This window comes from Leucobacter sp. UCD-THU (assembly GCF_000349545.1).
GTDB classification, from domain to species: domain Bacteria; phylum Actinomycetota; class Actinomycetes; order Actinomycetales; family Microbacteriaceae; genus Leucobacter; species Leucobacter muris.
Window position 1 is genome coordinate 666,989 of record NZ_KB714602.1, and the last position, 18,928, is coordinate 685,916.

General features: G+C 71.6%; 15 protein-coding genes and 1 tRNA gene. 12 read left to right on the forward strand and 4 right to left on the reverse strand.

Going from position 1 to position 18,928, the window contains the following annotated elements; genetic code table 11:
• The first annotated feature begins 19 nt into the window (after positions 1 to 19).
• The 4 genes from H490_RS26195 (at position 20) to H490_RS0116110 (ending at position 3,990) form a co-directional block, all read left to right on the forward strand.
• A complete protein-coding gene (locus tag H490_RS26195; RefSeq protein WP_017884451.1) occupies positions 20 to 805 on the forward strand; it encodes an isoprenyl transferase in 786 nt (261 codons plus the stop codon).
• Positions 802 to 1,605 (forward strand): SDR family NAD(P)-dependent oxidoreductase, encoded by an 804-nt coding sequence (locus H490_RS26200; protein ID WP_017884452.1) that lies wholly within the window; start codon positions 802 to 804, stop codon positions 1,603 to 1,605. The genes H490_RS26195 and H490_RS26200 overlap by 4 nt, the downstream gene beginning before the upstream one ends.
• Before the next feature lie 74 nt (positions 1,606 to 1,679).
• On the forward strand, positions 1,680 to 3,080 hold the full coding sequence (locus H490_RS26205; RefSeq protein ID WP_017884453.1) for an amidohydrolase: 1,401 nt from the start codon (positions 1,680 to 1,682) through the stop codon (positions 3,078 to 3,080).
• 154 nt (positions 3,081 to 3,234) lie between these two features.
• Positions 3,235 to 3,990, forward strand: a complete 756-nt coding sequence (locus H490_RS0116110) for a nucleoside phosphorylase (protein ID WP_017884454.1) — start codon at positions 3,235 to 3,237, stop codon at positions 3,988 to 3,990.
• A 208-nt stretch (positions 3,991 to 4,198) separates the two neighbouring features.
• Here the strand turns inward: H490_RS0116110 and H490_RS26210 are convergent, their stop codons facing one another.
• Together H490_RS26210 and H490_RS26215 are read right to left on the reverse strand one after the other, a co-directional pair.
• Positions 4,199 to 4,690: an S-ribosylhomocysteine lyase gene (locus tag H490_RS26210; RefSeq protein ID WP_017884455.1), complete on the reverse strand. Its 492-nt coding sequence runs from the start codon at positions 4,688 to 4,690 to the stop codon at positions 4,199 to 4,201.
• 145 nt (positions 4,691 to 4,835) lie between these two features.
• Complete coding sequence (locus tag H490_RS26215) at positions 4,836 to 5,138, reverse strand: hypothetical protein (RefSeq protein WP_017884456.1); 303 nt, start codon at positions 5,136 to 5,138, stop codon at positions 4,836 to 4,838.
• A gap of 282 nt (positions 5,139 to 5,420) precedes the next feature.
• Between H490_RS26215 and H490_RS26220 the strand changes: the two genes are divergently transcribed.
• Positions 5,421 to 5,978 carry a purine-nucleoside phosphorylase gene (locus H490_RS26220; RefSeq protein ID WP_017884457.1) on the forward strand — a complete coding sequence of 186 codons (558 nt, stop codon included), beginning with the start codon at positions 5,421 to 5,423 and terminating at the stop codon, positions 5,976 to 5,978.
• 91 nt (positions 5,979 to 6,069) lie between these two features.
• Here H490_RS26220 and H490_RS26225 read toward each other — a convergent pair.
• Together H490_RS26225 and H490_RS32545 are read right to left on the reverse strand one after the other, a co-directional pair.
• Positions 6,070 to 6,160, reverse strand: a tRNA-Ser gene (locus tag H490_RS26225).
• 48 nt (positions 6,161 to 6,208) lie between these two features.
• Positions 6,209 to 8,746: a helix-turn-helix transcriptional regulator gene (locus H490_RS32545; protein ID WP_202950834.1), complete on the reverse strand. Its 2,538-nt coding sequence runs from the start codon at positions 8,744 to 8,746 to the stop codon at positions 6,209 to 6,211.
• 404 nt (positions 8,747 to 9,150) lie between these two features.
• Between H490_RS32545 and H490_RS32365 the strand changes: the two genes are divergently transcribed.
• From H490_RS32365 to H490_RS26255, 7 genes are all read left to right on the forward strand, one after another.
• The gene (locus tag H490_RS32365) at positions 9,151 to 11,997 is read left to right on the forward strand and encodes a choice-of-anchor G family protein (RefSeq protein ID WP_017884459.1); all 2,847 of its coding nucleotides are present in this window, start codon (positions 9,151 to 9,153) and stop codon (positions 11,995 to 11,997) included.
• 295 nt (positions 11,998 to 12,292) lie between these two features.
• Complete coding sequence (locus H490_RS26235; RefSeq protein ID WP_017884460.1) at positions 12,293 to 12,844, forward strand: DUF5819 family protein; 552 nt, start codon at positions 12,293 to 12,295, stop codon at positions 12,842 to 12,844.
• On the forward strand, positions 12,814 to 13,083 hold the full coding sequence (locus H490_RS26240; protein WP_152424268.1) for a hypothetical protein: 270 nt from the start codon (positions 12,814 to 12,816) through the stop codon (positions 13,081 to 13,083). The genes H490_RS26235 and H490_RS26240 overlap by 31 nt, the downstream gene beginning before the upstream one ends.
• Positions 13,080 to 14,171 carry an HTTM domain-containing protein gene (locus tag H490_RS0116125; RefSeq protein ID WP_017884462.1) on the forward strand — a complete coding sequence of 364 codons (1,092 nt, stop codon included), beginning with the start codon at positions 13,080 to 13,082 and terminating at the stop codon, positions 14,169 to 14,171. Before H490_RS26240 ends, H490_RS0116125 begins: the two co-directional genes overlap by 4 nt.
• A gap of 35 nt (positions 14,172 to 14,206) precedes the next feature.
• On the forward strand, positions 14,207 to 15,862 hold the full coding sequence (locus tag H490_RS26245) for a helicase HerA-like domain-containing protein (RefSeq protein WP_017884463.1): 1,656 nt from the start codon (positions 14,207 to 14,209) through the stop codon (positions 15,860 to 15,862).
• A 105-nt stretch (positions 15,863 to 15,967) separates the two neighbouring features.
• A complete protein-coding gene (radA, locus tag H490_RS26250) occupies positions 15,968 to 17,290 on the forward strand; it encodes a DNA repair protein RadA (protein ID WP_017884464.1) in 1,323 nt (440 codons plus the stop codon).
• A gap of 29 nt (positions 17,291 to 17,319) precedes the next feature.
• Complete coding sequence (locus tag H490_RS26255; RefSeq protein ID WP_031290115.1) at positions 17,320 to 18,822, forward strand: malate:quinone oxidoreductase; 1,503 nt, start codon at positions 17,320 to 17,322, stop codon at positions 18,820 to 18,822.
• Positions 18,823 to 18,928: the final 106 nt, after the last annotated feature.

Genomic DNA, 18,928 nt, shown 5'->3' on the forward strand with positions numbered 1-18,928 from the left:
CAGGCGATACACTCTCAGGGTGAACGCCCCGCCCACGACGCCGCGCGCCGGACTGCTCTACCGGCTCTACCAGCGGCGCCTGCGCCGGGAGATCGATCCGCGCCGCGTGCCCCGGCACATCGCCGTGATCGTCGACGGCAATCGCCGCTGGGCCAAGCAGCGCCTCCAGGAGCGGGCCGCCTTCGGGCACCGCGCGGGCGCGCAGAAGGTGCTCGAGTTCCTGAGCTGGTGCGAGGAGGCCGGCGTCGGCACGGCGACCCTCTACCTGCTCTCTGCCGACAACCTGCGGGCTCGGGATCGGCAGGAGCTCGAGGACCTCTTCGGCATCATCGCCGCACTCGCCGCGCAGCTGGCCGAGAACCCGCGCTGGCGGGTCAAACACGTCGGCTCCTGCGACGGCCTCTCGCCCGAACTGGCCGACGCCCTGCGCGACGCCGAGCAGCGCACCGCCGATCACGAGGGGCTGCACGTCAACCTCGCGGTCGGCTACGGCGGCCGCAGCGAGATCACGGCAGCAGTGCGCGACATCATCGCCGAGCACCAGGCGGCGGGCGGCACCATCGACACCCTCGCCGAGCACCTCACGCCCGAGAACATCGGAGAGCACCTCTGGACGCGCGGTCAGGCCGACCCCGACCTCATGATCCGCACCTCGGGCGAGCAGCGGCTCAGCGACTTCATGATCTGGCAGTCGGCGCACTCCGAGTTCTACTTCGTCGAGGCGCTCTACCCGGATCTGCGCGAGGTCGATTTCCTGCGAGCCCTGCGCGACTACTCGTCGCGGCAGCGACGGATGGGGGGATGAGCGTGACGCGCGATACGAGCCTGCCCGACCTGGGCGGGCAGCGGGTGCTGGTGACGGGCGCCTCCGGCGGGGTCGGCGGCGGGATCGCCCGGCGCTTCGCCGCTGCCGGAGCGCACGTGGCGGTGCACTACCGCGGCGCCTCGGCGGCCTCGGTCGACGCCGCCTTCGAGCTGGTCGAGCAACTGCGGGCGCACGGCTCCCACGCGGTAGCGGTGCGTGCGGATCTCGGTGAGCCCGGATCGGCGGGTCGCCTCGTCGAGGAGACCGTGCGGGCGCTCGGCGGCCTCGACGGCCTCGTCAACAACGCGGGCATTCAGCCTCTGACCCCGCTCGCCGAGACCTCGCGCGAGGAGTGGGACGAGGTGCTCGCCACCAACCTGGGCGCGGTGTTCGAGCTCTCCCAGGCCGCGGCGGCCGCGATGGGGGCTGCCGGCACCCGTCCGAGCCGCTGGATCACGCACATCGCCTCGGTCGAGGCGAGCCGCCCCGCCCCGGCGCACGCGCACTACGCGGTGGCGAAGGCGGGTCTCGTCATGCACGCCCGCGCGGCGGCGCTCGAGCTCGGACCCGCGGGGATCCGGGTCAACACGGTGTCTCCCGGACTGGTGGATCGTCCGGGCCTCGCCGAGGCCTGGCCGGAGGGCGTCGAGAGCTGGATCTCGCACGCCCCGCTCGGTCGCCTGGCCACGTCGCGGGACATCGGCAACGCGTGCGTACTGCTCGCCTCGCCCGCCGCGGCCTTCATCACGGGCCAGGATCTCGCCGTCGACGGCGGCATGCTCGCCACCCCGGGCTGGTAGCCGCGCCGCCGGCCGGCGCAGGCAAGAGCGTCGGCGGCTGACGATACAGTGGGCGTGGAAGAGAGGGAGACGCCATGAGCGAGACCATTCTGAGGGCCGACGCGATGCTCACTCCGGGCGGGGTGGTCGTCGACGCCGAGCTCGCGTTCGATGCCGACGGGCGCATCACCTACGCCGGGTCCGTGCGCCCCGAGAGCATCGCCAACCTCGACCTCGGCGGGCCACACGGCGCCGAGGGCGTCAGCCCGGCCGTCCATGAGACCGGCGTGCCCGCCCACTCGGGCCGGGTGACGCACGACCTCACGGGTCACGTGCTCATGCCGGGGCTCGTGAACGGCCACACCCACTCTGCGATGACGCTGCTGCGCGGCGTCTCCGACGATGAGGGCTTCATGCCGTGGCTCGCGGCCGTGCAGGCGCTCGAGCAGCACCTCACTCACGACGACGTCGAGGTCGGCCTGCAGCTCGCGATGGTCGAGATGATCGAGACCGGCACCGTCGCCTTCGCAGACATGTACCACTGGGACGAGCCGCTCATCGAGCTCGTGCGCGCCGCGGGCATGCGCGCGATGGTCGCCCTCGCCTCCTTCGCACCCGACGCGGTCGGCTTCCCCGGGGTATCGCCGTGGAACGGCGCCGAGGCGACCGCCCAGACCGAGGCGCTCGCCGAGCGGTACGCGGGCGATCCGCAGATCCGCGTCGCCTACGGCCCTCACGCCCCCTACACCTGCCCTCCCGAGTTCCTGCGCGACATCACCGCGCGGGCGCTCGAACGCGGCATCCCGATCCACACCCACATCTCCGAGTCGGCGGCCGAGGTCGAGCAGATCCTCGAGCGCTACGGTGCGACGCCCGCCGACCACCTCGACTCGCTCGGCCTCTTCGACGCCGAGGTGCTCGCCGCGCACTGCGTGCACCTCACCGAGGGCGAGATCGAGCTGTTCGCCCGCACCGGCACGGCCGTGAGCCACAACCCGGTCTCCAACCTCAAGCTCGGCAACGGCATCGCCGACCTCCCCGCTTGGCAGCGGGCCGGGCTGCGCATCTCGCTCGGCACCGATTCGGTCGCGAGCAACAACACCCTCGACCTGTTCGAGGAGATCAAGACCGGCACCATCCTGCACCGCGGCGCGCAGCAGGACGCCGCGATCGTGCGCGCCGCCGACGTGCTCGACATCGCCACCCGGCGCGGCGCCGAGGCGATCGGCTTCCCTGAGACGGGCGCGCTCGAGGCGGGTCGCCTCGCCGACGTGATCGCACTCGACGTGACGGGATCCGCGGCCACGCCCCTCGACCTCGCCGCACAGCCGGGCGCCCTCGTCTCGCATCTCGGGTTCGGGGCCACCGGGGCCGACGTGCGGCACGTGTTCATCGGCGGCCGCCACGTCTACGCCGACGGCGAGCACCTCACCCTCGACGCTCCCGCGATCCGAGAACGGGCCGCCGTGGCCCGCTCGCGGCTGCTGGCTCTCTAAGGCCGGGGGTCGTCCCGGAGATACGGGATCTGCCGAATATATGGTGGATCTTCGGCTGTAGAACAGATACTTGGCAGATTCCATATCGACGGCCGACGGCGACCTTCACCCGAACCTTCCGAACCCCCGACAACCCGACCGAAAGGCCTCCGCCATGGCACCCGTCCGACTCCCCGCCGACGCCGAACTCCCACTGCTGCGGGCCCGGGTCTCCGACCTCGCCGATCGCGCCCTGGTCGTCGGCGACCCCGCTCGTGCGGCCCGCGTCGCCGAACGACTCGACGACGCCCGTCAGATCGCCGCCAACCGCGAGTACCACGTCTACGCGGGCACCCATCGCGGCGTGCCCGTCACCGTCGCGTCGCACGGCGTCGGCGCCGCGGGCGCGGCCGTCTGCTTCGAAGAGCTGGCACGCGGGGGCGTCACCCGCATCGTGCGCTCCGGCACCGCGGGCGGCATGCAGCCCGACGTGGTCGACGGCGCGATCGTCGTCGCCACCGGGGCCGTGCGCGCCGACGGGGTCAGCCACCAGCTGGTGCCCACCGAGTTCCCCGCCCTCGCCACCCCCGAGCTCACCATCGCGCTCAAGGCCGCCGCCGCGGCCACCGGGCTCGACGTGCACAGCGGCATCGTCGTCACGGGCGACATGTTCTACCCGAGCGACGTCATCACCGGCGTCGACCTGCGCATGTGGCAGCGTGCAGGGGCCGTCGCCGTCGAGATGGAGGCCGCAGCGCTGTTCGTGATCGCCGCACTGCACGGCATCGAGACCGGCGCGGTCTTCGCGATCGACGGCAACCCGCTCGCCGCCCAGGACGAGACGATGGACGGCTACGACCCCTACCGCGAGATCGTGACGCGCGCCGTCGACGGAGCGCTCGAGGCCGCCCTCGACGTGCTCGTGGGCTAGGCGGCCTCACTCCGAGCGGCTCTGCGCCGCGCTGGCTCGGCGCAGGAACACGGAACGGGAGTCTCGACTGCCGCATCCTCGGTCGGATCGCAGCAGGTCGAGACTCCCGATGTGCGTGTGCACGGCGCGAGGCCAGGCATGGACGTTGGGTCCGGAGCGGTGCTGGGCGCTGCTCCGAGGCGGCGCTGGGCGCTGCTCGGGGGCTCCGTCAGACGAGGCGCGAGCGGTCGAACGCGTCGAGGCTGATGCCCTGATCCAGCACCTGCTTCGCCCACTCCTTCGCGGAGTGCAGACTGTGATCGCGGTAGTTGCCGCAGCTCACCGCCTCGGTGCCGGGAACGTCGTCCCACGTGACCCGCTCGACCAGATCCTCGAGCGCGCTCTTGATCGCCGCGCCCACCTGCTCGGGCGTCGGCTCGCCCCAGGCGATCATGTGGAAGCCCGTGCGGCAGCCGAACGGAGAGATGTCGATGAGTCCGTCGAAGCGGGTGCGCAGCAGCGCCGCCAGGGTGTGCTCGATCGTATGCAGGCCCGCCGTAGGAATCTCGCCCTCGTTCGGCTGCACGAGCCGGATGTCGTAGTTCGAGATCGCGTCGCCCTTCGGCCCGTGCTCCACGCCGATCAGGCGCACGTACGGGGCCAGCACCTTCGTGTGGTCCAGGGAGAAGCTCTCAACCTCGGCAAGTTCGACATCGCTCATGCGGCCAGTGTAGCGACGGGCGCGAAGGGTGACACGAGTGTTACCGCGGCTTGCAGCGCGCGGCTCTCGGGTGGCAGATCCGACCTCGGTGAGCTCAGAACCGCGGTTCTCGTCTCACCGAAGCCGAATCTCTCGCCGAAGCCGACTACGCCGCGCGAGCGATGTCGCGGCGGGTGAGCGCGATGCGGGCGCGGGATCCGCGGGCCTCGGGATCCTCGGCGACGCGCACCTCCCATCCGGCGCGATCGAGGCGGCGGAGGTCGCCGCGCGCCTCGTCGAGACGGTCGGTCTCGACGAGGTACAGCGTGCGCCCCTCGGTGCGGTAGACCGAGCGGTGCTGCGCCCACTCGGGCACGTGCATCTCGTGATCCTGGCCGAGGGAGTGGTAGGGGGTGCGCAGCGGGCGCTCGCGCCGCTGCTGCAGGTCGATGATGTTGCTGGTTTCCATGATGAGTCCTTTCGGGGCGCACCACCGTGGCGCACCGATGTATCGATGTGCGCACGGCGCAGTGCCAAGGCGGCCGTGTGGAAGGGCCGGGGCCGTGCTGCTGAGCTTCGCGGGACTCGCGGAGTTGATCTCTCGACGCCTTGAATCTGTCCGATTGCTTCGGGCGGAAACGCGTGTCTCTCACAAGCTCAGTTCTACAGTTTAGAACATGTCTTCGAAAAACGCTAGTGTGGGTTGAGTTTCGCATCGACCGGCGTTCCCCGCGCCATGAGGAGTCAGCCCATGCCCCAGCCCTCCACGCTGCTCGTGTTCGCGCACCGCGACGAGGCCTCCGCCTTCTCGGACGTGCCTCACCTCGTGACCGGGGTCGGCAAGGTGAACGCGGCCGTGGCGCTGGCGGGCGCGCTCGCCGCGGGCGGCGTGGAGCGGGTCGTCGTGCTCGGCACGGCGGGCGTCGTGAGCGACGGCCCCGAGCGCCCCAGCCTCGAAGACGTCTACCAGATCACGGGAGCGGTGCAGCACGACTTCTCGCTGCCCTCGCCCGAGCTGCGCCCCAGCGGTGCCGCGATCCTGCCCCCCGAGCGCACGGCCGTGATCGCGACCGGCGACGTCTTCGTGAAGAACGACGCGCAGCGGGGTCACATCGCCGGGCTCGGGGCCTCGCTGGTCGACATGGAGGCCTACGCCTATGCGAGCGTGTGCGAGCGCTTCGAGGTGACGCTGCAGATGTTCAAGGTGCCGTCCGATTTCGCCGACAGTGCGACCACCGACGAGGAGTGGGACACCATCGTGTTCCGCAAGAGTGAGCAGCTGCGCGCGTTCTGGGACCGCCTCGGCTGAGCCGGGCCCCGCGCTACGCGCCGCCCGCATCCCCGGACATGACGAAGGCCCCGACTCGACCGGATCTCTCCGGGAGGCGGGGCCTTCTCAGTGGCGGTGACGGTGGGATTTGAACCCACGGTGCGGGGTTACCGCACACGACTTTTCGAGAGTCGCACCTTCGGCCGCTCGGACACGTCACCGCGAAAAAGAATACGGCATCGGTGCGTGCAACGCGAATCGGGGCCGGCTCATCGGGCGTGTTGGCGCCCCGCCGCTCGAGATCCTCCCACCCCGTCGCCCCCGACCTGCACCCAGAGCTTCGCCCGCATCGCCTCGCGGCTCGTGACGCCGAGCTTCGCGCGCGCCTGCGCGAGGTGGGATTCGACGGTGCGCACGCTGCACCGCATGCGCTCGGCGATCTCGCGGTTGCTGAGCCCCTCGGCCGCGAGCTGCGCGGTGGTCGTCTCCCGAGGGGTGAGCCGCTCGCGGGGCACATCCTCGATCGCCCCCGCGTCGAACCACGGCACGCGGCGCTCGGTCGCGGCCTTCAGCGCTGCGAGGCGGGCGTCGGCCGCTGCGACGCTGCCGCTGGCGCGCCGTCGCAGGAAGATGCGCCGGGCCTCCTGCAGCGCGGAGGCGGCGGACCCGAGGAAGGCGCCGGCCTCGAGCCTCTCGGCCGCGCGCATGAGAGCGGCGGGATTCTGGGCGCGCAGCGCTTCGAGGTGCCCGCGGATCGGCTTGCGATGCGGCAGCTCTTCGATCTCCGGCGGATCCTCGCGGTCGGCGGCGCCGGGGCGGGCCCGTGCCGCCGCGGGCTCCGGTTCGGCGAAGGTCTCTGCGCGCACCGACTCGAAGCGCCCCGAGAAGTAGAGCAGCACCTGCGCGCAGTACGAGCGGGTCGACGCGAGCTCCTGACCGCTCGCCGTCGACATCGAGCTGACCTGATCGATGAGCGCGTGCAAGCGGTAGGCGACGAAGCGGGGCGCATGAGCGGCGAACCCCGCCCACTCGGCAGCGGATCGCGTGAGGTCTCCGCAGAACAGCGCCGTGCGCGCGGCGAAGAGATGCCTCAACCAGATGCGGTGGCGGGATGCCCCGGGCAGCCGGTCGACGAGATCGAGCAGCTTGGGATCGTCGTCGATCTGCGCCGGCGCGAAGAACCTGATGACGCTCTGCGCCACGATCGTCGTCAGCAGCAGGTCGCGCAGCAGTTCGGAGGAGTGGATGGCGACGTGCGCGATGCGCTTCTCGACGGCATCGCTGTTGAACTCCCGGTAGCGCACGCCGTTGCACCCGGCCTCCAGCGAGAGCAGCTGCTCGGCGAGCAGCATGATCTCGGGAAGCGGGTGGCTGCGGGCGATGCGCAGCAGATCGGGGATGTCGACCGAGAGCGGGTGCGTATCGTTCCACCGGCGGATCACGAGCAGCGCGTCGGTCCACTCCGGGTCCTCGACGATGTCGGGATCCGCCTCGAACGGCAGCCCGGCCTCTGCGGAGAGGCGGGCGCGCAGCGCCAGCTGAGCGATTCTCTCCTCGGGGTCCGTCGGCGGAAGGTCGCAGTTGCCGCGCGGAGGCCGCGTTACGAGGAGCGTCTGCAGTCCGGTGTGCGCGTCGCGCAGCAGCGTCGTGAGCCGGGCGCGTCTCACGGGGCACAGGCCGGGCCCGTGCGTGCCGAGGCGCAGCAGCAGGTCGCGCGCCCGCTCGCCCTCGCCGAAGCAGATGAGGTCGTCGATGATGCGCTGCAGGAAGCGCGCGTGATGCTCTTCGAGCAGCGGATCGTGTACCGCGGAGCGGTCGTGGCGACTCAGCACGCGCGCGCAGAAGATGGCTTCGCGATCCGGCAGCGGGATGCCGAGGACCTCCTGGGAGAGGAGGTGCATGGCGGTGGTCCGACGGAGCCGGCCGAGCGCTTCGGCGGTCGTGAGGTTGCGCACGGCCGCGGCGTAGAGCTCGGGAACGCCGAACAGCTCGGAGGCCCGCGGGTGCGGCAGCAGGAAACCGCTGTCGAAGAGGCGGGACTGGGTGGAGGAGCCGAAGACGTCGGCGATGCCGCTGCGACTGCGCGGTCCGATCTCCGAGAGCACGATGGCCGCTGCGATCTGCTCGGAGGTGAGCTGCGCCTCCGCGACCCGCACGGGATGGTGCAGTGCGGCGAGATGCAGGTCGACGGTGTGGGTGCGTGTGATCCGGGGCCGAGGCGTGCTCGAGAGCGACCCGCTGCGGTGCAGCTGCAGCAGGGTGAGCGCCGCGCCGGGCAGTCCCCACGAGAGTTGCTGGATGGCCTCCACGGTCACCGATGAGATCGGTTCTGAGCTCGCCCGGTGCACGAGCCTCGCGATCTGGGCGTCGGTGAAGGGCTCCAGGCGCACGGATCTCGTGCGCTCGAGTTTCGGCTGCACTTCGGGGAACAGCTCGTAGAGACGGCGCATGCGCTCGCCGTTGCCGGTGTCGATGTGCGCCTCGGTGACGGTGGCGACGACCTTGCCCCCGTCCGCGATGTGCCGAGCCATCGCCTGCAGCACCTCGTAGGAGGCGAGCTCGTAGTCGTCGAAGAGGGCCAGCGCCCCGGGCGGCATCTGCTCGATGCGCTGCAGCCCATCCCGAGACGCACCGCTCACGAGCACGTGAGGCTCATCTCGACCGGTGAGCAGGGCCGAGAGCGAGCGCAGCAGGTAGGTCTTGCCGCTGCCGTGAGGGCCGGTCACGAGGATCGGTTCCTCCGCGCTGTCCAAGTGGCCGAGGAGCGCCTGCGGAAGTCGCTCGCCGTGCTTCGTTACCCCCTGCATGAGCATTCCCCTCTTGCTCGTCCAGACAGTCGTCGCTGCGTTGCTAGCTGATCTTTTGCACCACACTAGATGGCTTCTGCGGACCGCTGCTCGGCTTTACAGGGCGTAGTCGTTCTGTTATGCATCCCCGTCGGGTTTCATTGGGGAACCCGCACCCGCTTCTCAGTACCGGCGGCACCCCGTCTGGGTAGTCGCTCGCGGGGTTGTGCGGGGTGCTGACTTCCGTGGACCGGCCGGTCCTTTGCTGAAAGCCTCAAGCCGGGTGCACCTCGGCCTCGCACACCGCCGTGCGGAGGGATGCGCATCCCCAACACCCGCATCGAGACGACTGGGGAGTTCTCTTGAAAACAACATCTGAAACACGGAGGGCGAGACGACGCAGAGTCGATCTTCGGCCGCTGGCCGTGGGCACGGCCGCAGCCGTGGGCATGGCCTTCGCGGGCATCGCCGCACCGGCCGCCACGGCGGCGCCGGGAGACACGTCGGCAGCGACGGGCACGTCCCTGAGCGGCTCGATCCTGACCTATCTCGACGCGGACGTCGTCGCCGACCTCGCCGGTGCCGCCGCTGCCAACGACGGCACCGTCGCACCGTCGGTCACCGACGCGAACACCCTCGACCTGACGGCGCTCTCGGCCCTCAACGTCACCATCCCAGGCGGCGTGCAACTGCCGCTGGACTTCGCGAGCGCCGGGGTCGTCGGCCAGTACGCGAGCGCGCTGCCCAACGGGTCCTCCGTCGGGGCTTCGGGCCTCGTCAGCGAATCCGGCGCGATCGGCACCGGCGTGGAACCCGCGCCGGGCGTGGCGCCGGGCCCACTGCACATCAACCTCGGCAACGCGGTGAACGCTCTCGCGGGCGAGACCACCGCGGATCTGATCGACGAGCTCGCCTCGCTCGACCTCACCGTCGGCGCGGTGAGCGCGAACGCCTCGCAGGCGGCTCCATCCGCAGCGGTCGGCGACTACGAGATCGCGGGAGCACGGCTCGTGATCGGCAGCGAGACCGTGGCCGGCCTCTCGACCGCCGTCGAGGGTGAGCTCGCCTCGGCTCAGACCCTGCTGAACGGGGTGCAGGCGCAGCTGAACTCAGGTGTGCTCGGGCTACTCGGCACGCTCAGCGGTGTGGGCCTGCTGGAAGCCGACATCACCGTGAACGCGGACGGCGTCTTCGACGCCGCCTCTGGGCTCGTCACCGGTGAACTCACCGATCCGGCCTATCCCGGTGTGACGATCAACCTCGGTACGGGTGAGATCATCGTGGATCTCGAGCAGATCATCGATCTGAACAACCTCTCGCCGGGAACGAACGTGCTCTCGGGCGACACCCTCGAGCTCGTCGAGGCTCGAGTGCTCGCGCTGATCAACGGGCTGCTGGCCGACGTGACCGAGAGCGCGACGACCGCGCTGCGCTCGCTCGCGGTGACCGGCCACGCCGGGATCCCCGCGGTGGTCGTCGGCGGAATCGAGGTCACACCGGCCATCGACCTGCTCACGATCGACACGACCGTCGGCAGCCTGCTCGACGGCGACACCGGCGGCATCGCACTCCTCGGCCTCGGGCTCGGCCTCCCGGGCGGCCTCGCAGCCGTGGTGAGCGCGCTCACCTCGCCGCTGCAGAGCACGGTCACCCAGGTGACGGGTCTCACAGCCGCCGTGCTCGAACCCGTGAACTCGGTGCTGAGCCCGGCGCTGACCGACCTGCTGCCCCTGGTCGCCACCCTGCAGACCAACGTGCAGGAGACTCCCGCGACCGGCGTCTTCTCGGAGACCGCTCTGCGCCTGACCGTGCTGCCGGGCGTGAGCGCGGTCACGGTGGACCTGGCCAATGCCACGGTGGGGCCGAATGCGACCGCGGCCGCCGAAGTCGCCATCACTTCGCCCGCCGACGGCGCCGACTTCCCGGTCGCCGACGCGGCCGAGACGACGGCCGTCGTCATGACCGGCACCGGTGAGCCGGGCCTCGGCGTCACGGTCTCCCTCCCCGGGCAGACGGCGCAGACCGCGACCGTGAGCCCCGAGGGCACCTCGTCCGTGACCTTCGCCGCGGTGCCCGTCGGAGCGCACACCATCACCGCCGCGCAGGTCGGTGGGAGCACCGACTCGGTGGCGATCACCGTCACCGCGGCGGGTGCGGATCCGGGTGCGGATCCGGGTGCGGATCCGGGTGCGGATCCTGGCGCAGATCCGGGTGCGGATCCTGGTGCCGACCCCGGTGCGGATCCGGGTGCGGACCCCGGTGCCGACCCCGGTGCGGATCCGGGTGCCGACCCTGGTGCTGATCCGGGTACTGACCCGGGTGCCGATCCTGGTGCTGACCCCGGCGCGGATCCCGGCGCGGACCCGGGCGCGGATCCCGGTGCCGACCTAGGCGCTGACCCGGGTGCTGATCCCGGCGCGGACCCGGGTGCGGACCCCGGTACTGATCCGGGTGCGGACCCGGGTGCGGATCCCGGTGCCGACCCAGGCGCTGACCCGGGTGCCGATCCGGGTACCGATCCGGGTGCGGACCCCGGCGCGGACCCCGGCGCGGATCCGGGTGCGGATCCCGGTGCCGATCCCGGTGCCGACCCTGGCGCCGACCCGGGTACTGACCCGGGCGCCGATCCCGGTGCTGATCCGGGTGCGGACCCCGGTGCTGATCCGGGTGCGGACCCCGGTGGAGATCCTGGTGCCGACCCGGGAGCCGATCCTGGCACCGATCCGGGTGCGGACCCGGGTACGGATCCTGGTGCTGATCCCGGCGCTGATCCGGGAGCGGATCCCGGTAGCGATCCGGGAAGCGACCCCGGCGAGCCGACCGCTTCGCTGACCGCCAGCCCCACCACGGTTCACGTGGGTGGCACCGTCAGCCTCACCGGCACGGGCTTCCTGGCCGGCGAGAACGTGATCGTGACGCTGCCCGACGGCTCGAAGCGCACGGTGGCGACCGACGCATCCGGTGGCTTCACTACCGCGTGGGTCGTTCCCGCGGGCTTCGCTCCGGGCCTCGCCTCCTTCGGGGCGCTGGGCGACACGAGCGGTCGCACCGCGAACGCGAGCGCCACGGTGCTGGCGCAAGCGGGGCCGGGAGGCGGGACGCCCGGCACGCCGGGTGCGAGCGGCGCGCGGCCCTCCGCGGGCGGGGCGAAGCTCTCTACGACGGGCTCGGATCTCGCCGCACTCGCTCCGGCCGGTGCGCTGCTGCTGCTCGCGGGAGCCGGGGTGATCCTCGCCTCGCGGCGCAGGCGGGCGGACGTGACCCGCTGCTGAGGCGCCCGGGACGGGACGCGGCGGCCCCGGAGTTCGTTCCGGGGCCGCCGCGGCCCTCACGGCCGTGAGACGGGGCGGTCGGCCGCTCCCGTCTTCAGATCAACCGGGGGAACGGGGCCGACATGGTCATCGAAGTCGAACAGGCCGAGGCGGGCCGGGCCGCCGCGAGCCGCGCACCCTCCGACGGCGGGCGCCGTGCGGGCTCGCGAGACGCCCGTGGCGGGGGCGCCGCTCGCGATGCGGGCGGTGGCCGGGCGACCCCCGCGCCGCCAGGATCGCCGCGGGTTCGACCGCGGTGCTGCTCGCGGTGCACATGCTCGCGACGGCGATCTTCAACGCCCCCGCCCCGGAGGTGCGCGGCAGCAGCGCGTGGCAGCTGGCCAACGGCTACGTGCAGCCGTACCTCGTTCAGGACTACAAGATCTTCGCGCCCGAGCCCATCGACTCCGACCGGCAGTTCTGGGTGCGCGCATGGGTGGAGACCCCCGGCGGCGAACGCATCACCTCGGAGTGGGTGAACGCGACCGAGGTCGAACTCGCCGCCGACTCTCGCAAAGTGCTTCGGAAACAGCTCTCGATCGTCGGAGCCGAGCGGTTGATGGCCGCGTATCGCGGTCTCACCGATGCGCAGCGGGCCGCTGCGGCCGAGAACCACCTCGAGGGATCGGAGCTCTATGCGCTTCGAGACGCGATGATCGCAGCCGACGGATCGAATCCCGGCGCGGTCGACGCCTTCATCCGGGCGGGCAACTTCACGACGTCGTACGCGACGCAGGTGTCGCGCGCCCTCTGGGGGATCAGGGCGAGATCACCGCCGTGCAGACGAGGGCGGTCTACAGCCCCGTGATCCGCTGGGACGATCGCCGCGATCCCGCAGCCGAGCGACCGGCCTCCTCGTACACCGACCTCGGCTGGACGCCCACGCTGGAGTGGGCCGGGCAGGATCGCGAGGCCTTCGCCCGCAGCTTCCGGGCCTGGGCGGAGACCGTCGGGGTCACGACCCGCCTCGAACCGCCCGGCGCGGCGAACGCCGACTCGGACGCGAACGCCGACTCGGGCACCGACGGACAGGAGGCCGCACGATGAGCGCATCGCAGCGGAACGCCGCGTTCTCTCCGGCGGCGCGCCCCCGCGGGATCGCACCCCGGGTGGCCGACCGCTTCCTGCACTGGCTGCTCGACGAGCGCCGGTCGACCTACGGCCTCGCGCTCATGCGCATCGGCATGGGCGGCATGACGGTCCTCATCCTGGCGATGTACCTGCCGAACTTCTCCTACACCTTCGGCGAGGGATCCCGGTGGGGCGAGGCGCTGTTCCGCACCTCGTCCGTGAACGACTTCCTCTGGCCGATCTCGGCGCTCTTCTCCCGCGACGACCCCGACGGGGTGCGACTCGCGAAGACGCTGCTGCTGATGGCGGTCGCGGCGGCGTACCTGCTCGGGTGGCGGATGCGCATCACGGGCCCGGTGTTCGTCGCCATGTGGCTGGGGTTCACGACGCTCAACCCGGTCGTGTTCAACTCCGGGCACTACCAGACCTTCCGAGTGTTCCTGCTGTTCCTGCTGCTCGCCGACACCTCGCGGCGGTGGTCGCTCGACGCCCGGCGGCGCGCGCGGCAGGGCGAGGATCCGGCGCTCGGCTGGGGACGGTGGCGGCTGCCCTCGTGGGTGCCGGTGCTGGCGAACAACGCCGCGGTGCTGCTGATCGGATACCAGCTGTGCGTGATCTACGTCAGCAGCGCCCTCTGGAAGCTGCAGGGCAGCACCTGGGTGTCGGGCGTCGCGTCCTACTACCCGCTGCAGGTCGAGGAGCTCACGCTCTTCTCCGGCCTCAACCACCTGGCGTGGCAGATCACGCCGCTCGTGTTCGCGACCACCTGGCTGAGCGTCTACGGGCAGCTGCTGTTCCCGGTGATGCTGCTGACCCGGCCGACCCGCGTCATCGGTCTGATCCTCGTGACCGGCATGCACGCCTCGATCGCGGTGCTGCTCGCCCTGCCGTGGTTCTCGCTCGTCATGATCCTCGGCGACATGATCTTCATCAGGGACGACACCTGGCGCAGAGCCCTCCGCCGGGTCGGGGGCCGCCGCCCGCGAGCCCTGACGCGCACGGTTCGCGCCCCGCGATCCCGTCCGGCCGCCGCCCGCGCGCCGCATCGCTCGGCTACTCTGTGAGACGACGGGAGTGTCACACCGCGAGGAGCGAGCGCATGGGCGAACCACTGACCGAGGAGCAGATCGAGACGGTGCGTGCGGGCTACCCCGCCGCGGCGGACGGCGGCCCCACCATGCTCGAGCTCGGGGCGCTCGTGAACGGCGAGCCGCGCGCCGACGTGCAGATCACCATCCCGCTCGGCATGCTGAACCGGCACGGCCTCATCGCGGGGGCGACCGGCACGGGCAAGACCCGCACGCTGCAGGTGCTCGCCGAGCAGGTCGCCGCCCACGGTGTGCCCGTCTTCGCGGCCGACATCAAGGGCGACCTGTCGGGCGTCGCCGTCGCCGGAGAGCCGAACGAGAAGCTGCTCGCCCGCACCGAGGGCATCGGGCAGGCCTGGCAGCCGCGCGCCTCGCAGACCGAGTTCTTCACGCTCGGCGGCATGGGGATCGGCGTGCCGATCCGCACCACCATCGAGAAGTTCGGCCCGGTGATGCTCTCGAAGGTGCTGGGGCTCAACCCGACCCAGGAGTCGAGCCTCGGGCTCATCTTCTACTACGCCCGCGAGGAGGGCCTGCCGCTCGTCGGGCTCGACGACCTGCAGGCGCTGCTCGCGTACCTCACGAGCGACGACGGCAAGGCCGAGATCGCGCGGATCGGCGGCCTCTCGAAGCAGACCGTCGGCGTGATCCAGCGGAGCGTCATCGCCTTCGCCGCCGAGGGCGCCGATGTCTTCTTCGGCGAGCCCGCCTTCGACCCCGCCGACCTGCTGCGCACGATCGTCGACGGCGACGGGATCGAGCGCGGCGTCGTGAACCTGCTCGAGGTGCCCGGGGTGCAGGATCGGCCGGTGCTCTTCTCGACCTTCCTGATGTTCCTGCTGTCGGAGCTCTTCGAGACGCTGCCCGAGGTGGGCGACCGGGACAAGCCGAAGCTGGTGTTCTTCTTCGACGAGGCGCACCTGCTCTTCGCCGACGCCTCGAAAGCATTCCTGCAGCAGATCACCCAGACCGTGCGGCTGATCCGCTCGAAGGGGGTGGGCGTGTTCTTCGTGACGCAGACCCCCAAGGACGTGCCGGGCGACGTGCTCGCGCAACTCGGCTCGCGGGTGCAGCACGCGCTGCGCGCCCACACGCCCGACGACGCGAAGGCGCTGAAGGCGACCGTCTCGACCTATCCGAGCTCGGGCTACGACCTCGCCGATGCGCTGCAGTCGCTCGGCACTGGCGAAGCCGTCGTCACGGTGCTGGGGGAGAAGGGATCACCCACCCCGGTCGCGTGGACCCGGCTGCGCGCGCCGCAGGGATCGATGGATCCCGCCCCCGCGGTGACGGTGCAGGCGGCCGTGCTCGTGTCCGAGCTGCAGCCGAAGTACGGCGAGGCGGTGGACGAGCGCTCGGCGGCGGAGATGCTCGAGGAGCGCGCGACCGAGGCCGAGGCCGCGAGGGCCGAGGAGGAGGCGCGGATCTCGGCCGAGAAGGAGGCGGCCGCCGCCGCGAAGGAGGCGGAGAAGGCCGCCGCAGCCGCAGAGCGGAAGGCCGAGCGCGAAGCCGCGGCGATCCAGCGCAAGCTCGAGCAGGAGGAGGCGCGGCGGGAGCGGGAGCGGGCCGCGGCCGCGAAGAAGACCGCGGATCGGGTCGGTTCGGTGGTCACGTCAGGTGTGCGCACCGTGGTGAACCAGGTGCTGCGCAACCTCTTCAAGAGGTAGGCGGCGCGTCGGCGCCCGGCTCTCACGGGCGGCCGCGCTCCGGTTGCCCGGCGTGCGGTGCGGCCCGGCACCGGAAATGTCCGAGGCTGCCGCTAGGCTCGCCGCATGGCGAGAACGAGCAGCGCGTACGCGTGCACCGAGTGCGGTTGGCAGACCTCGAAGTGGGTCGGCCGCTGCGGCGAGTGCCAGCAGTGGGGCACGGTCGAGGAGCGCGCCGCGGCGGGCGCCTCGCTCGCGCGCACCACGCGTGCGGTCGCGCCGGGGCTCGGGCGCGAGGCCCGACCCATCACCGAGCTCACGGGCGAATCGGTGCGGCACCGCCAGACGGGCATCGGCGAGCTGGATCGTGTGCTCGGCGGCGGGGTCGTGCCCGGCGCGGCGATCCTGTTCTCGGGCGAGCCGGGGGTGGGCAAGTCGACGCTGCTGCTCGACGCCGCCGCGCGCGCGGCCTCCTCGGGCGCGCGCGTGCTCTACGCGAGCGGTGAGGAGTCGACGGGGCAGATCCGCATGCGCGCCGAGCGCACGGGTGCGCTGCACGACACGCTGTTCCTCGCGGCCGAGACCGACCTCGCGACCGTGCTCGGCCACATCGAGGCGGTCGATCCGGCGCTCGTGATCGTCGACTCGGTGCAGACCCTCGCGAGCGGCGAGGTCGACGGTGCGGCGGGCGGCCCGGCGCAGGTGCGCGAGGTCGCCGGCGCGCTCATCCGGGCCGCCAAGGGCCGGGGCACGCCGGTGATCCTGGTCGGGCACGTCACGAAAGACGGCTCGGTGGCCGGGCCCCGGCTGCTCGAGCACCTGGTCGACGTGGTCTGCCACTTCGAGGGCGACCGGCAGACGTCCCTGCGGTTCCTGCGCACGCTCAAGAACCGCTTCGGCCCCACCGACGAGGTGGGCTGCTTCGAGATGCAGGATCGCGGCATCGCCGAGGTGCCCGACCCCAGCGGCCTGTTCCTCAGCCGGGCGGCGGCGCCCGTGAGCGGCACCTGCGCGACCGTCGCCATGGAGGGCCGGCGGGCGCTGCCCGTCGAGGTGCAGGCGCTCGTCGCCAAGAGCGCGACGCCCAACCCGCGACGGGTCACGAGCGGCGTCGACCCCTCACGGGTGGCGATGATCCTGGCCGTGCTCGAGCGGCGCGTGGGCGCCCGGCTGCACGACCAAGACGTGTACGTGTCGACCGTCGGCGGTGTGAAGCTCGCCGAGCCGGCCGCCGACCTCGCCATCGCGCTCGCGGTGCTCTCCGCCATCACCGACCGTCCGCTGCCCCACGACCTCGCGGCCTTCGGCGAGATCAGCCTGGCGGGCGAGGTGCGGCCCGTCGTGGGCGGCGCGCAGCGCGCGAGCGAGGCGGCGAGGCTCGGGTACACGAGGGTGGTCGACGCGACCGCCGAGACGCTTCAGAGCGCCCGCAAGCACGCGGGTCTGTAGCCTCCCGCGGGAGGGTAGACTGAACGACCGTGAGTAAGAACACGGTAGACGTCGTCCTCGTCGGCGGTGGTGTGATGAGCGCCACCCTGGGCACTCTGATCAAGCAGGTGCAGCCCGACTGGTCGATCGAGATCTTCGAGTCCCGCTCCCAGGTGGCGACCGAGAGCAGCAACGCCTGGAACAATGCGGGCACCGGCCACGCCGCGCTCTGCGAGCTCAACTACATGCCCGAGGGCAAAGACGGCTCGCTGTCGGCCGCGAAGGCGATCGACATCAACGAGCAGTTCCAGCTCTCCCGCCAGTGGTGGTCGTCGCTCGTCAAGAAGGGTGTGCTCGGCGAGCCCTCGTCGTTCATCAACGCCACCCCGCACATGACCTTCGTGCGCGGCGAGGCGAACGTCGACTACCTCCGCCGCCGCTACGAACTGCTGAAGGGCGAACCCCTCTTCGCCGACATGGAGTTCAGCGACGATCCCGCTCAGATCGCCGAGTGGACGCCGCTGCTCGTCGATCGTCGCGCGAAGGACGAGGTCTTCGCCGCCACCCGCTCCGAGAGCGGCACCGACGTCGACTTCGGGGCGGTCACCCGACAGCTCATCGACCACCTCGTCGCCGAGGGCGCGGGCCTGCACCTCGAGCAGCGCGTCACCAAGCTGCGCCGCCAGGCCGACGGCACCTGGAACGTGCACGTCGAGAACCTCGCCGGCCACGCCCGCACGATCGTGAACGCCAAGTTCGTGTTCGTCGGAGCGGGCGGCGGCGCGCTGCCGCTGCTGCAGACCTCGGGCATCCCCGAGATCAAGGGCTTCGGCGGCTTCCCGATCAGCGGCAAGTTCCTCAAGTGCGACAACCCCGAGATCGTGAAGCAGCACCGCGCGAAGGTGTACGGCAAGGCCGCGGTGGGCGCACCGCCCATGTCGGTTCCGCACCTCGACACCCGCGTCGTCGACGGCAAGGAGAGCCTCCTCTTCGGCCCGTACGCCGGCTTCAGCCCCAACTTCCTGAAGAAGGGCTCGTGGTGGGATCTGCCCGGGTCGGTGCGCGCGCACAACCTCGGCCCCATGGTGAAGGTCGGCCTCACCGAGTTCTCGCTCGAGAAGTACCTCGTCGGCGAGGTGCTCGCGAGCCGCGAGAAGCAGATGGCCGCGCTGCGCGAGTACATGCCCACGGCGCGCACCGAAGACTGGCAGATGATCACCGCCGGCCAGCGCGTGCAGGTGATGAAGAAGGATCCGCAGAAGGGCGGCATCCTGCAGTTCGGCACCGAGGTCATCACGGGCGCCGAGGGCTCGATCGCAGGTCTGCTCGGCGCCTCGCCCGGCGCCTCGACGGCGGTGCACGCCATGGTCGGCGTGCTGCAGCGCTGCTTCCCCGAGCAGTACGACAGCCGCTGGAAGATCGTGTTCAAGCAGCAGATCCCCGCCCTGGGCGAAGGCGTCAACGGCAACGCGGCCGCCGCCGCGGCGACGCTCGCCGAGACCGCCGAGGTACTCGGTCTGGTGCCGGCCGCTCAGCCGGCCGTGGCAGCCTGAGCCGCGATCCGCAACCGCCGGGAGGGCGTCCGAGAGGGCGCCCTCTTCGCGTCTCCGGGGTGCGCCGTGCCGCGGGTAGCGGCGCTCCGCGGACGCCGTGAGCGCC

Excerpts from the sequence above, each read along its gene's own strand:
- H490_RS26205 (WP_017884453.1), top strand. The coding sequence starts at position 1,680 with ATGAGCGAGACCATTCTGAGGGCCGACGCGATGCTCACTCCGGGCGGG.
- H490_RS26220 (WP_017884457.1), top strand. The coding sequence starts at position 5,421 with ATGCCCCAGCCCTCCACGCTGCTCGTGTTCGCGCACCGCGACGAGGCC.
- H490_RS26245 (WP_017884463.1), top strand. The coding sequence starts at position 14,207 with ATGGGCGAACCACTGACCGAGGAGCAGATCGAGACGGTGCGTGCGGGC.
- H490_RS26200 (WP_017884452.1), top strand. The coding sequence starts at position 802 with ATGAGCGTGACGCGCGATACGAGCCTGCCCGACCTGGGCGGGCAGCGG.
- H490_RS0116110 (WP_017884454.1), top strand. The coding sequence starts at position 3,235 with ATGGCACCCGTCCGACTCCCCGCCGACGCCGAACTCCCACTGCTGCGG.
- radA (WP_017884464.1), top strand. The coding sequence starts at position 15,968 with ATGGCGAGAACGAGCAGCGCGTACGCGTGCACCGAGTGCGGTTGGCAG.
- H490_RS0116125 (WP_017884462.1), top strand. The coding sequence starts at position 13,080 with ATGAGCGCATCGCAGCGGAACGCCGCGTTCTCTCCGGCGGCGCGCCCC.
- H490_RS26215 (WP_017884456.1), bottom strand. The coding sequence starts at position 5,138 with ATGGAAACCAGCAACATCATCGACCTGCAGCAGCGGCGCGAGCGCCCG.
- H490_RS32545 (WP_202950834.1), bottom strand. The coding sequence starts at position 8,746 with ATGCAGGGGGTAACGAAGCACGGCGAGCGACTTCCGCAGGCGCTCCTC.
- H490_RS26210 (WP_017884455.1), bottom strand. The coding sequence starts at position 4,690 with ATGAGCGATGTCGAACTTGCCGAGGTTGAGAGCTTCTCCCTGGACCAC.